This window comes from Brachybacterium sp. SW0106-09 (assembly GCF_001293905.1).
Classification (GTDB): Bacteria; Actinomycetota; Actinomycetes; order Actinomycetales; family Dermabacteraceae; genus Brachybacterium; species Brachybacterium conglomeratum.
Genome location: NZ_BCAK01000035.1, coordinates 1 through 12336 on the forward strand (window position 1 = coordinate 1; position 12336 = coordinate 12336).

The window sequence follows — 12336 nt, forward strand, 5'->3', positions numbered from 1 at the left end:
GTGCACTGACCGCTTGACACCGCCATATAGGCGTAGTGGTACGCCGTACGCCAGCACTCGACCATGTCTCGACGGTGCAGGGGATGACAGCGAGCGGGAATCGGGCGCGGCCGGATGCGGCGCCGGGCCGACAGCAGCGGGACGGGCCGCGCGCTGCGTCCGGTTCAGTCCTTCCCCCTCGACCGAGCTCCTACCGGCTCGTCCCTCACCAGTACGTCGCTCAGTCCCTCTCCCCTCGACCGAGCTCCTACCGGCTCGTCCCTCACCAGTACGTCGCTCAGTCCTTGCCGAGGGTGATGAGGTGGTTCACCGGGCCGTGGCCGCCGGCGGTGCGGGAGAGGCGCCAGTCCTGCGCGTTCTCGGTCGCGCTCGCCACGAACTCGCGCGCCGAGGCGACGATCGTGGGCATGTCGTCGTCCGAGCCCGACTCGCCGATCTCCTGCAGCTCCCCCGCCCGGTCGAACTCGGCGATCCGTGCGAGCTGGGCCGTCAGCGCGGCCGACAGGGTCGTGCCCGCTCCGCGCAGCGCCCGGCCCTCGATCCGCTGCGCCCGCAGCAGATCCGTGCCGCCGGGATGGACCAGCACGTCCACGACCTCGTCGCCCGGGAGCGAGCCGCCCGTGATCAGGACGGACCGGGGCCCCTTCGCGACGAGCGCGAGCGCGTGCTCGCGCATCTCCTCGATCGAGGTCGCCACCGCCCGGCGCAGCAGCTGCGCGGACTCCCTCATGGTCAGCACCAGCACGTCCACGAGCGGGAGCAGGTCGTGCTCGATCGCCGCGGCGCCCTCCGCCGAGATCAGCGCCGTGCCGTCGGCGCTGACCATCACCGGATCCAGCACCACGGTCCCGAAGCGCTCACGATGGGCACGCAGCGCGGCCACGACCTCGGCGACCACGGCGGCGCTGCCCAGCGAGCCGATCTTCGTCGCGTCCAGCAGCAGCTCCTCGGAGACCGCGTCGATCTGGGAGCGCACCACCTCGGGCGGCAGCGGGTGCACCCCGCGCACGCCCTGCGGGGACGCGGAGACCACCATCGTCACGGCGCTCGCACCGTAGGAGCCCAGCGCCGTGAAGGTCTTCAGGTCCGCCTGGACGCCGGCGGCGCCGTCGGACTCCGATCCGGCGATGGACAGGACGAGGGGCGGGCGCATGCGATCTCCATCCGACGAGTGGACCGGGTCCCGGGTGACCCGTGAGCGGAGAGTACCAACCGTCCCTGGCATCCCCCTGCCGGGACGCGGCGGCCCGGATGCCCGGCGGACGCGCCCGGTCGTGGGACAATCTCCCCCGGTCGTGGGACAATCTCCCCCGGACGGGGGTCACGGGGACCCCGCCGGGAGGCGACCGGGGACAGGGCCCGGGACAGGGGAGGTGCCGATGACGCAGGAGCCGCACGGCGAGGGTGTGCCCGAGAGCGCCCCCCTGCCCGACTTCGCCTCCTCGTCCTCCCCGACGGGACTCCCCGACTTCGGCGAGGACCACGGGCCGGCGACCCTCGGCGAGCCGAGCGAGCGCGCCCGGCACCGCACCCGGCTGACGATGATCGCCGTGATCGGCGGCTCGGTCGTCATCCTGCTCGTGCTGGCGCTGATCCTCTCCCAGACCGTCTTCCGCTCCGTGCTCGAGGATCCGGACCCGTCGGCCTATTCGACCGGGCCCCGCAGCGCCGAGGGCCAGTCCGAGTACGTTCCCGATCCCGAGGACCCGGACATCGCCCCTCCCCCGCCGATCTTCACCCAGGCCCCCACCACCGAGTGCACGGTCCCGCAGAACACCACCCCGCCGCAGCCCTCCGGCGCCGGCAAGGTGCGCGGCGGCGGGCTGGAGTACACAAGCCCCGAGGGCTGGGGCGACGGCTGGGCCGTCCACTCCCTGCCCTATCTCACCGAGCTCGCGGCCGACGGCCGACGGGTCGAGGGCAGCTGGTACAGCGTCGTGAACCTCGGCCGGGTCACCTTCCCCGAGGACGAGGGCGGCTATCCCGGTCTCGAGGCCGCGGCCGTCGCGATCTTCCAGTGCTACGCGACCACCTCCGGGGTCGTCTCCCACTTCGGCGAGCACCCGGAGGTGACCGACTACCGCTCCGAGGTGATGACGGTGGACGGCACCGCCGCCTGGATCGTCCAGGCCACATACCACTTCGAGGACCCCGAGGTGCTGGACACCTCGAGCGCCTCGATCGTCACGTCGATCGTCGTGGAGACGCCGAACGGCCCCAGCGCCCTGGCCAGCGACGTCGCCGCCGACCAGCCCGAGCATGTCCAGAACCTCGAGGACATCATCGCGAGCCTCGACGTCGTCGAGTGACCGACCGCGTCCCGATACCCCTGCAGGAGCAGCCGTGCACACCGGACCGCAGTTCACCTTCACCCAGCCCTCCACCTCCGGCGGGGGCGGAGGCCGGGCGACGCCGCTGCTGATCGGCGGGATCGCCTTCGCCGCGGTGTTCCTGCTGATCGTCGGCGGGACGATCGGCTATCTCGTGCTCCGCGGGGACGGCGGCGATCCCTCCTCCGGCGGGACCACGCCCGCGACGGACCCGTCGAGCGCCTCGGCGAGCGCGTCGGCGACCCCGACGGGCGAGGTCGAGGAGGAGCGCTGCTGGCAGCCGGAGACCATGGAGCGCGCCGGCGACAACCCCTCCGGGAAGCTGCGCGGCGGGGGCCTGCAGTTCATCCCGCCCGCGGTCTACGACCAGCGGCAGACGCCCCGCGGCGTCGCGTACGTGAACGACGCCCAGGGCGCCTACGCGCAGGTCGAGGACGGCTGGTACTCGGGGATGTTCGTCGGCGCCGTCGAGTGGCAGCCCGGCATCGAGTACCCGGGCAACGAGGTCGCCTCCGAGAAGATCGTCGCGTGCTACTTCGCCGCGTCGATCTGGGGCGACACCGAGGGGCGCACGCTCGACGACCAGGTCACCGAACCGGTGACGATCGCGGGCCTTCCCGGCTATCGCACCACTGCGACCGTGAACTTCGCGAAGGCCCCGATGGAGAAGACCTCCGCGACCAGCCTGACGGTCATCGTGCTGGACACCCCGCAGGGTCCGAGCGTGTTCATGCTCGAGACCGCGGTCGGCGTCGCCGAGCACGAGGAGGCCGCCGCCGAGGCCCTGGAGTCCCTCACCGGCGTCGCCTGAGCTCCTCCCCTGCCCGCGGGCCCGCCGCCCCTTCGCATCGGGCCCGCCGCTCGGTCAGGGCCCTCCCTCACACCACGGAGGAGGCGAGGCGGCAGAGGTTGTCGATGACCTGCATGACGCGGGGCCGGGACTCCCACTCCTCGCGCGTCAGCTGCCGGCTGCGGGAGCGGTAGGTGTGCTCGACCTCGCGCATCTTCTCCATGAAGTCGGTGCCGCCCACCATCAGCGAGCACTCCATCTGCAGCAGGAACGAGCGCATGTCCATGTTGGAGGAGCCGATCACGCTGACCGAATCGTCGATCGTGACATGCTTGGCGTGCAGGATCGTCGGGGCGCGGTAGAGCCAGATCTTGACCCCCGCATCCAGCAGCGTCGAGTAGTAGGAGCGCTGGGCGTGGAAGACGAGGAACTGATCGCCGATCTCGGAGACGAACAGCTCCACCTCGACCCCGCGCCGCGCGGCGGTGATGAGGGCCGAGAGCATCGACTCGTCGGGCACGAAGTAGGGCGAGACCGCGACGATGCGCCGGGTGGCCGAGTAGAACAGCTGGTTGAACAGCAACAGGTTGTTCTCCGCGACGAAGCCGGGGCCGCTGGGCACGAGCTGGCACTCGTAGGTGCCGGAGGTGTCCGGCGAGGGCCTCACCAGCGTCTGCTCGTCGAGCATCTCGTCGGACTCGTAGTACCAGTCGGAGGCGAACAGCAGGTTCAGCTCCGAGACGATCGGGCCGCGGAAACGGGCCATCGTCTCCTGCCAGTGCCGGCCGCGGCGGATGTTCGCGGGCTTGTCGTAGTGGGCGGCGATGAGGTTCTGGCTGCCCATCCAGCCGATCTCGCCGTCGACGATGACCATCTTGCGGTGGTTGCGCAGGTCCGGGCGCTGGAAGGCGCCGTCGCGGAGAAGACGGATCGGCATCATCGGGGCGTGCTGGATGCCATGGGCGTCGAGCTTCTGCCGCATCGCGCGGTACACGGCGCGGTGGCTGACCGCGCCCCAGTGGTCGTACAGCACCCGCACGGTCACGCCGGCGTCGGCCCGCTCCGCGAGCGCCTCGAAGAAGTCCTCGGTGACCTCGTCGAGGCCCATGATGTAGAAGAGCACGTGGACGCTCTCGTGCGCGGTGCGGATGTCCTCCGCCATCCGCGCGATCGAGGTGTCGTAGTCGATCTCTAGCTCGGCCGAGTTCTTTCCGGTCAGCGGGAAGGCACCGAGCTCGCGGTTCAGCTGCACGGCGGACTGCAGCCAGCTGGGCGCGTCCTCGTCGAGCTCGCTGTCGGGGATCTCGTGGGCCCGCACCCGCAGCAGCCGGTTCACGGCCTTCTGCTTCGCGAGCCGGCGCTTCGGGAGCTGGGAGCGGCCCAGCAGCAGGAACAGCGGGAAGCCGACGATCGGCAGCACCATGATCGCCAGCAGCCAGGCGAGCGCCGAGCCGGGCCGACGGTTCCGGGGGACGACGACGAGGCTGATCAGCCGCAGGACGACATCGATGCCGACGTAGAGATAGGTCCACACCAGGGCCCAGTTGTCGAGCACCCACTGCCACAGTCCCATCGGCGGTCTCCTCCTGCAACGTCGGGTCCCCGGAAGGCGGAACGGCGGGCCCCCGAGGGGCCCGCCGTTCAGCATACGGAGTGCGACGCCGGCGGCGCCGCGCGGTGGCGTCAGTCGTTGCCGCGCAGGATCATCAGGATCCGCAGCACCTCGACGTACAGCCACACCATGGTCACGGCGATGCCGAAGCCGAGGCGCCAGGCGTACTTCCGCGGCGTGCCCGCCTCGACGGAGCGCTGGACGTCTTCGAAGTCCATCACCAGCGAGTAGGAGGCCATGACGACGGCGAGGCCGCCGATGACCAGGCCCAGCAGTCCGTCGCGCAGGCTCTGCCCGGAGAGCAGCAGGTAGCCGATGTTCACGAGCCCGAACAGCAGGTACGCGACCATCGCGACCATGAAGATCTTGTTCAGGCGGGGGGAGGTGCGCAGGATGCCGACCCGGAAGAGGACCAGCACGGTGGCGGCCACCGCGAGGGTGCCGACCACGGCCTGCATCGCGATGCCGGGGTAGATGAACTCCATCGTCCCGCTGAGCCCGCCGAGGAACATGCCCTCGAACGCCGCGTAGGCGAGCACCAGGATCGGCGAGGGCTGCTTCTTGAAGATGTTGACCAGCGACAGGACGAGTCCACCGATCAGGCCGACGAGGGTCGCGACGCCGGTGAGCGCGAGACCCGCCTGGACCCCCTGGTCGCCGGCGACGAGGCCGAGGGCGAGCGGCATCATCGCGACGGCGAAGCCGACCACGATGATCACGCCGAGGGTCGCGCTGATGGCGTTGAGCGCATCGCGCATGGTCATGCGACCGGTGTCGTGACCGGTGGCGGCCGGGCGGGCGTACATCGCCTCGAGCTGGTCGCCGCCCTGCTGGCCGAAGCCGGAGGACCACTGTGTGTCGGAAGCGGGTCCGGTCTGCGCGCCCTGGCCGAAGCGGGGGCCGCTGTACGCGCTGCCACCCTGCTGCACTGCCTGGTCACGGCCGAACACGATGTTGTGGCGTGCCATGTGACTCCTCACGTGGGAATGATCGGGGGTCGACGGCGGAGCTCGACAGGGTCCACCGGACCGACCCGCCCAGTCTAACGGGCGTTCCGTAGATCCACCTGGGCGCGCTCTGCGCCGTGAGCGAAGCGTGACCCGCGCTCGGGGCCGTCGCCGCGCCGCTCCTCGCCCGTGCCGGCGCTTCTCGTGCAGGCCGGGCCCCGCCGACTCAGACGGAGCTGATCACCTCGCGGAAGCGGCGCAGGCGCTCGTCGGCGCTGGAGAAGAACTCCTCCGGGCTGCCGTCCTGGAGGATCCGCCCGTCCTCGAGGAAGACCACCCGGTCCGCGACCCGTCGGGCGAAGGCGAGGGAGTGGGTGACCACCACGAGGGTGCGGTGCTCAGCGGCGAGGTCGGAGAGCACCGCGACCACCTCCGCGGCCAGCTCGGGGTCCAACGCGGAGGTCGGCTCGTCGAACAGCAGCACGTCGGGGTCCATGGCCAGCGCCCGGGCGATCGCGACGCGCTGCTGCTGGCCGCCGGAGAGCCGGTCGGGATAGGCCTCCGCCTTGTCGGCGAGACCCACCTTCCCCAGCAGCTCGCGCCCGCGCGTCTCGGCCTCCGCCCGGTCCAGGCCCAGGTTCTCGATCGGGGCGAGGGTGACGTTCCCGAGGGCGGTCAGGTGCGGGAAGAGGTTGAACTGCTGGAAGACCATCGTCGAGCGGGAGCGGATCTGCCGGACGGTCCGGGCCGGGAGCCTGCCGCCCACGTCGATCGGGCCGTCGCCCAGGTCGAGGGTCCCCGCATCGGGCTGCTCGAGCAGGTTCAGGCAGCGCAGCAGAGTGGACTTGCCCGAACCCGAGGGGCCCAGCAGCACTGTCGTGGTGCCGCGCTCGATCTCCAGCGAGACCCCCTCGAGGGCGACGAGCTCCCCGAAGGTCTTGCGCAGGCCGGCCACGCTCAGCGGCGGCCGGGCGTCGGGAGCGTTCTCAGGCGCGGACATGGGCGGACACCTTCCTCTCGAGCTGATTCTGCCCGAGGCTCAGCAGCGACACCACGAGGAGATAGATCAGGGCCACCAGGGTGTACATGATCAGCGGCTCGTAGGTGGTCGCCGCGATCTGCCGGCCCACCTGGAACAGGTCGATGAGCGTGATCGCGAAGACCAGGCTGGTTCCCTTGACCAGGTCTATGAAGTCGTTCGCGAGCGGCGGGAGTACGATCCGCATCGCCTGCGGGGCCACGACCCGGCGGAAGGTCGCCGCGCGCGAGAGGTTCAGGGACCTCGCCGCCTCGAACTGGCCGCGCGGGATCGAGAGGATCGAGGCGCGCACGGCCTCCGAGGCGTAGGCGCCGGTGTTCAGCGCGAGCGTGATCACGGCCGCAGGAAAGGCTGCGAGCTCGATGCCGATGCCCGGGAGCCCGAAGTAGACGATGAACAGCTGCACCACCAGCGGCGTGCCGCGGAACACCTGCACGTACGCCCAGGCCACGGCCTTCAGCGGCACCGGGGAGTACAGGCGCGCGAGCGCGACGAGCACCGCGATCACCAGCGCGATCGCGAAGGACAGCAGGGACAGCGGGATCGTGACCTGGACCAGCGCGGCGAGCAGCCGCGGGAGGGACTCGATCCACAGCTCGAGGAAGCGGGGCACGGCGCCTCAGCCCTCCGGGGTGATGTCCTGGCCCACCCACTCCTCGTAGATGGCGGTGAGCGAGCCGTCCTGCTTCATCTCCTCGAGGATCGCGTTCACCTCGGTCAGCAGCGGCTCCTGCCCCTGCTGCATGATGACGCCGACGGTCGTCTCGTCGGGCAGCTCCTCGTCGAGGAGACGGAAGTCCGCCTCCGGATGCTCCTCCTGGTAGGTCTGGAAGGAGATCAGGTCGTTCGCGGTCGCGTCGGCCCGCCCCTGGAGCACCAGCTCGATCGCCTCGGCGAAGCCCTGGACCGGCACGATCTCGGCGCCGAGATCCTCCATCTGGGCGGCCCAGTTGCTGGTCGCGGTCTGGGCGCTGCGGGCGCCGTCGAGCTCGGCGAGGGTCTGCACCTCGGAGTCCGCGGGCACGGCGACCCGGCCGATCGAGCGGGCGTAGGGCTCGGAGAAGGCGTAGACCTCCTCGCGCTCGGGGGTGATGCCGACGTTGTTGACCACGAGGTCGTAGCGGTCCACGTCGAGCCCCGCGATGAGGGAGTCCCATTCGGTCTCGACGTACTCGGGCGTCGCCCCGAGTCCTTCGGCGAGGCGATCGGCGATCTCCTTCTCGAAGCCGACGAGCTCGCCGGAGCCGTCGTGGAAGGCGTAGGGGCGGTAGGTGCCCTCGAGCCCGATGCGCACGGTGCCGCTCTCCTGGATGCGGGCGAGGACGTCCTCGCCGCTGCCGCCGCCGTCGGAGGCACCGGAGCCTCCCTCGGAGCTGCAGGCCGCCAGGACGGCGAGCACGGAAGTGCCGCCGAGGGCGAGGGCAAGACGACGGGTGGGGCGCGGGGCGGGGCTCATGGTGATGTCCTCTGCGGTGGGGAGCGGTCGGGGGCGGGTCAGCCGGCGGCGGCGAGGGCCTGGTCGAGGTCCTCGAGGAGATCGGCGAGGTCCTCGATGCCGACGCTCAGGCGCAGCATCTCGGTGCTGATGCCCGCCGCAGCCTGGGCCTCGGGGGTCATCGCCTCGTGGGTCATGGTGGCGGGGCGGCAGATCAGCGACTCGACGCCGCCGAGGCTCACCGCGTAGGCCGGGTAGCGCAGGGCGCGCAGGAAGGCGACGCGGTCCAGACCGTCGGCGAGCTCGAAGGAGAGCACGGCGCCGCGGCCCGTGGCCTGGGCGTCGTGCAGGCGCGCCTCCTCCTCGCTGTGCGAGCCGGGGTACCAGACCCGGGCGATGCGCTCGTGACCGCGAAGATGCTCCACGATCGCCTCGGCGTTCGCCTGCTGGCGCTCGAGGCGCAGCGGGAGGGTCTTGATCGACTGGATCAGGCGGAAGGAGTCCTGCGGGCCGAGCACCCCGCCCTGGGCCTTCTGGGCGAGGCGGAGCGCGTCGGCGAGCCCGTCGTCGTCGGTGGTGACGGCCCCGGCGAGGAGGTCGGAGTGGCCGGCGAGGTACTTCGTGGCGGACTGCACGACGATGTCGACGCCGAGCGCGAGCGGCTTCTGCAGCACGGGCGTCATGAAGGTGTTGTCCACGATCACGAGGGCGTCGTGGCGGTGGGCGAGCTCGACGATGCGGCGCAGGTCGGTGATGCGCAGGGTCGGGTTCGCGGGGGTCTCGACGAAGACGGCGCGCGTGGCGGGGGTGAAGTCCTCGTCGGTGAGCTCGGCGAGGTCCGCGACGAAGCGGCCGGTGATGCCCCGTCCCGGCAGCACGAGGTCGACCAGGCGATAGGTGCCGCCGTAGACGCTCGCGGGGAGGATCACCTCGTCGCCGACCTCGAGGGTGGACAGCGAGGCGGCGGTCGCGGCCATGCCGGAGGCGAAGGCGAAGCCGTGGCGGGCGCCGTCCAGCGCCGCGAGGACCTGCTCGAGCTGGGCGCGGGTGGGGTTCGCCCCGCGCTGGTAGGCGTAGGCGCCGTCCTCGGTGGCGGGGTCGAGCTCGAAGGTCGAGGCCAGGTGCACCGGCGGGACGACCGCTCCGTGCTCGAAATCGCGCAGGGTGTGCACGGCGGCGGTCTGGATGTGCACGGCAGCTCCTCATAGGGGGACGTCGGGGATGCGGTCACACTAGGTCGCCGCCTCCCCGGCGGCCAGGTGGGATGAACGACTGTGAAGCCCAAGTGGAGCCGATGTTACGCCCAACATTGTTTTATGGGCAGGGACGTGGGACCCGTTCCCGCCGAGCCGCGCCTCGGCCCCACGGCAGGCTGCGGGGCCGACCCGGCGGTCCGGCGCACACGGCGCACGCGGCGGCCGTCGGCCCCGAGGATGCGCGAGGGCCCGCGACCGTGATGGTCGCGGGCCCTTGCGGCGGGAGTCCGGCGAGGTCGGGCGCCGACGGGACGCCCGCCGCGCTCAGACGCCGGCCGGGACGACGGGGATCGAGCCGGTGATGGTCTCCTCGTGCTCGCTGAGCACCTGCAGGGTGCGGCGCGAGCGGACCTTCAGCGCGATCAGCGTGGTGACGACCATGGCGAAGCCGGTGCTCGCCAGCACGATCGCGACGACCATCGGCGCCTCGTAGCCGAAGCCCGCGGCGATCACGGCGCCGCCGAGGGTCGCGCCGAGGGCGTTGGCGACGTTGAACGCGGCCTGGTTCATCGAGGCGCCCAGCAGCTCGGAGCGGTGCGCGATGCGGATCATCCAGGTCTGCATCGCGGGGCTCAGCGAGGAGTTCACCAGGTTCGCCGCGAAGAACGCGATGATCAGCGCGGTCAGCGAGGTGTGGGCGACGGCGAAGAGCACCACGAGCGCGGTGATGTAGAGCGGGAAGCCGATCAGCAGGGTGCCCTTGAGGGAGCGGTCGGTGGTCACGCCGCCCACGACGTTGCCGATCGTCATGCCGAGGCCTGCGGCGGCGAGCACCCACGGCACGGAGCTCTCGGGGGCGCCGGTGACCTGGGTGGTGATGTCGGCGACGTAGCTGAACACGGCGAAGGCGCCGGAGAAGCCGACCGCGGCGATGCCGATGACGATCCACAGCTGGAGGCGCTTGAGGGCCACGAGCTCGTCGAGCATGCGGCGGCCGATCGCCTTCTCCTGGTGCGGGACGGTCAGGTAGAGGGCTGCGAAGGTCGCGACGAACACACCGGCCAGCAGCAGGTAGACCAAGCGCCAGCCGGCCGCCTGGCCGACGGCGGTGAGGATCGGGACGCCGATCAGGTTCGCGACGGTCAGCCCGGACAGGGCGAGCGCGGTGCCCTTGCCCTGGCTGCCGGGGCCCATCAGGGAGGCGGCCAGCAGCGAGGCGACGCCGAAGTAGGCGCCGTGCGGAATGCCGGCGACGAAGCGGGCGAGCACGGTGAGCTCGAAGGTCGGCATCACGCCGGAGAGCAGGGTGCCGACGGCGAGCGCGATCGCGAGCAGCATGATCATCGTGGTGCGACTCCAGCGCACCGAGAGGAGCGCCAGGGCGGGAGCGCCGACGACGACGCCGAGCGCGTAGGCGGTGATCGCGATGCCGGCGCGGGCGATGCCGCCCTCGGGGTCGGCGGCCATCATCTCGGGCAGCAGGCCGTGGGCGATGCCGGGAAGCAGGCCCATGGAGACGAACTCGGAGCCGCCGATGCCGAAGCCGCCGAGCGCGATCGCGAGCAGGGCGAGGCGGCGGCGAGCAGGGGTGAGCTCGGTGGACGCGGGGCGGGGGGCGCGGGTGAGGGTCATGAGGGGACCTCGGCTGTCGGGAGCGGGCGGGCGGGGACGGGCTCCATCGACCCGACGCACAGAATAAGCAAACGCTGTTGCGTTAGGTCAAGGGGGTGGCGGGGATCTGTTGGATCACACCGGGTCGCGGCACCCCTCCCTTGCGCGTTACCCGCCGGTCACAGCGTCGTGGCGTGCGAGGATGGCCGGGTGAGACCGACCACCCCGCTGGACCGCATGGCGGGCGCGCACGACGCCGCCGTCCTCGCCGTCGCGCGCCGCGGCGACCCGGTCTCCCGCTCCGGCCTCGCCCAGGAGCTGCAGGTGACCCCGCAGGCGATCTCGAAGATCCTGGCGCGGCTGATGGAGCGCGGCCTCGTCGAGGAGGCCGGCACCGTGACCTCGGGCCCCGGCAAGCCCACGACCCTGTACGAGATCGTCCCCGGCTCACGCCGTGCGATCGGGCTGCACCTGACCCGCTCGCGGCTCCACTCCGTCGTGGTCGACCTCACCGGGGAGATCCTCGAGCGCCGCGAGCTCGAGATCGGCCGCCTCCAGCCGGTGCCCGAGCTGGTCGCCACACTCGCCGACGAGGCCCGCGCGCTGCAGGACGTCGGCCCGGGGCTCCTGCTCGGCGTCGGCGTCGGGATGCCCGGCCCGGTCGACGGCGAGGAGGGCGTCTACCGCGGCACCTCCGACCCCGATCCCTGGCGGGGCGCGCCGATCCGCCGCCTGCTCGCCGAGGAGCTCGGCATGCCGGTGCTGCTGGACCACGACTCCCGTGCGGCGCTGGTGGGCGAGGCCTGGTCCCAGCCCGGGCTGCTCCGCAACGCCGCGCTGCTGCTGGTCGAGGACGGGCTCGGGGCGGCGCTGTGCCTGGACGACCAGATCGTGCGCGGCGCCCACTCCCACGCCGGCGAGATCGGGCACACCGTGGTGCGGATGGACGGGATCCCCTGCCCCTGCGGCCGCCGCGGCTGCGCGCAGAGGGAGCACCGGGCCGCGCTCGAGCGGGGGGAGGACGAGCTCGCCGCGCGCATCCTCGCCGAGGTGGTGGTGAACCTGGTGCGCCTGGTGGACGTGGACCGCGTGGTGCTCGGCGGGCGGACCGTCCACGAGCAGCACGAGGCGTCGATGGACGCGATCCGCGAGGCGCTGACCGCCGGGCTCAGCGACGAGCCGTGGGTGCACGTCGAGGTGATGCTCTCCACCCGCGGCACGGACCTGATCGCCGTGGGTGCGGCCTGCGAGGTGCTCGAGCACGAGTACGGGCTGCCGCAGGTGCTCGTCGGCCCCGAGTGACGCGGCGGGCCGGCCCGGAGTGACGCGTCGGCCCGGAGGGGGCGGCCCGGAGGGAGGGGGCGGCCCGGAGGGAG

Annotated in this window: 11 protein-coding genes; 3 read left to right on the forward strand and 8 right to left on the reverse strand. The window is 71.9% G+C overall.

The features are described from left to right. Positions 1-277: 277 nt before the first annotated feature. A complete protein-coding gene (locus Y09_RS13180; protein WP_053918137.1) occupies positions 278-1153 on the reverse strand; it encodes a bifunctional hydroxymethylpyrimidine kinase/phosphomethylpyrimidine kinase in 876 nt (291 codons plus the stop codon). 226 nt (positions 1154-1379) lie between these two features. Between Y09_RS13180 and Y09_RS13185 the strand changes: the two genes are divergently transcribed. Beyond that, positions 1380-2309 carry a hypothetical protein gene (locus Y09_RS13185; RefSeq protein WP_010551157.1) on the forward strand — a complete coding sequence of 310 codons (930 nt, stop codon included), beginning with the start codon at positions 1380-1382 and terminating at the stop codon, positions 2307-2309. A 34-nt stretch (positions 2310-2343) separates the two neighbouring features. Beyond that, on the forward strand, positions 2344-3141 hold the full coding sequence (locus Y09_RS13190; RefSeq protein ID WP_053918138.1) for a hypothetical protein: 798 nt from the start codon (positions 2344-2346) through the stop codon (positions 3139-3141). Positions 3142-3208: 67 nt separating this feature from the next. Here Y09_RS13190 and cls read toward each other — a convergent pair whose 3' ends face one another. From cls to Y09_RS13225, 7 genes are all read right to left on the reverse strand, one after another. Next, complete coding sequence (gene cls / locus Y09_RS13195) at positions 3209-4693, reverse strand: cardiolipin synthase (RefSeq protein ID WP_053918139.1); 1485 nt, start codon at positions 4691-4693, stop codon at positions 3209-3211. A 110-nt stretch (positions 4694-4803) separates the two neighbouring features. Then, a complete protein-coding gene (locus tag Y09_RS13200; protein ID WP_053918140.1) occupies positions 4804-5700 on the reverse strand; it encodes a Bax inhibitor-1/YccA family protein in 897 nt (298 codons plus the stop codon). 205 nt (positions 5701-5905) lie between these two features. Further along, positions 5906-6679, reverse strand: coding sequence for an amino acid ABC transporter ATP-binding protein (locus Y09_RS13205; protein ID WP_053918141.1), 774 nt, complete (start codon positions 6677-6679; stop codon positions 5906-5908). Beyond that, positions 6666-7331: an amino acid ABC transporter permease gene (locus Y09_RS13210; RefSeq protein ID WP_053918142.1), complete on the reverse strand. Its 666-nt coding sequence runs from the start codon at positions 7329-7331 to the stop codon at positions 6666-6668. The genes Y09_RS13205 and Y09_RS13210 overlap by 14 nt, the downstream gene beginning before the upstream one ends. Before the next feature lie 6 nt (positions 7332-7337). Next, complete coding sequence (locus Y09_RS13215; protein WP_053918143.1) at positions 7338-8174, reverse strand: transporter substrate-binding domain-containing protein; 837 nt, start codon at positions 8172-8174, stop codon at positions 7338-7340. Positions 8175-8212: 38 nt separating this feature from the next. After that, positions 8213-9346: a PLP-dependent aspartate aminotransferase family protein gene (locus Y09_RS13220; protein ID WP_010551150.1), complete on the reverse strand. Its 1134-nt coding sequence runs from the start codon at positions 9344-9346 to the stop codon at positions 8213-8215. A 327-nt stretch (positions 9347-9673) separates the two neighbouring features. Beyond that, positions 9674-10981 (reverse strand): MFS transporter, encoded by a 1308-nt coding sequence (locus tag Y09_RS13225; protein ID WP_053918144.1) that lies wholly within the window; start codon positions 10979-10981, stop codon positions 9674-9676. 189 nt (positions 10982-11170) lie between these two features. Between Y09_RS13225 and Y09_RS13230 the strand changes: the two genes are divergently transcribed. After that, entirely contained in the window at positions 11171-12262 is a 1092-nt protein-coding gene (locus Y09_RS13230) for an ROK family transcriptional regulator (protein WP_082358837.1), read from the forward strand. The last annotated feature ends 74 nt before the right edge of the window (positions 12263-12336 follow it).

What these genes read in the sequence shown, in the direction of transcription:
- Y09_RS13180 (WP_053918137.1), bottom strand. Translation starts at nt 1,153, where the DNA reads ATGCGCCCGCCCCTCGTCCTGTCCATCGCCGGATCGGAGTCCGACGGC.
- Y09_RS13185 (WP_010551157.1), top strand. Translation starts at nt 1,380, where the DNA reads ATGACGCAGGAGCCGCACGGCGAGGGTGTGCCCGAGAGCGCCCCCCTG.
- cls (WP_053918139.1), bottom strand. Translation starts at nt 4,693, where the DNA reads ATGGGACTGTGGCAGTGGGTGCTCGACAACTGGGCCCTGGTGTGGACC.
- Y09_RS13200 (WP_053918140.1), bottom strand. Translation starts at nt 5,700, where the DNA reads ATGGCACGCCACAACATCGTGTTCGGCCGTGACCAGGCAGTGCAGCAG.
- Y09_RS13205 (WP_053918141.1), bottom strand. Translation starts at nt 6,679, where the DNA reads ATGTCCGCGCCTGAGAACGCTCCCGACGCCCGGCCGCCGCTGAGCGTG.
- Y09_RS13215 (WP_053918143.1), bottom strand. Translation starts at nt 8,174, where the DNA reads ATGAGCCCCGCCCCGCGCCCCACCCGTCGTCTTGCCCTCGCCCTCGGC.
- Y09_RS13225 (WP_053918144.1), bottom strand. Translation starts at nt 10,981, where the DNA reads ATGACCCTCACCCGCGCCCCCCGCCCCGCGTCCACCGAGCTCACCCCT.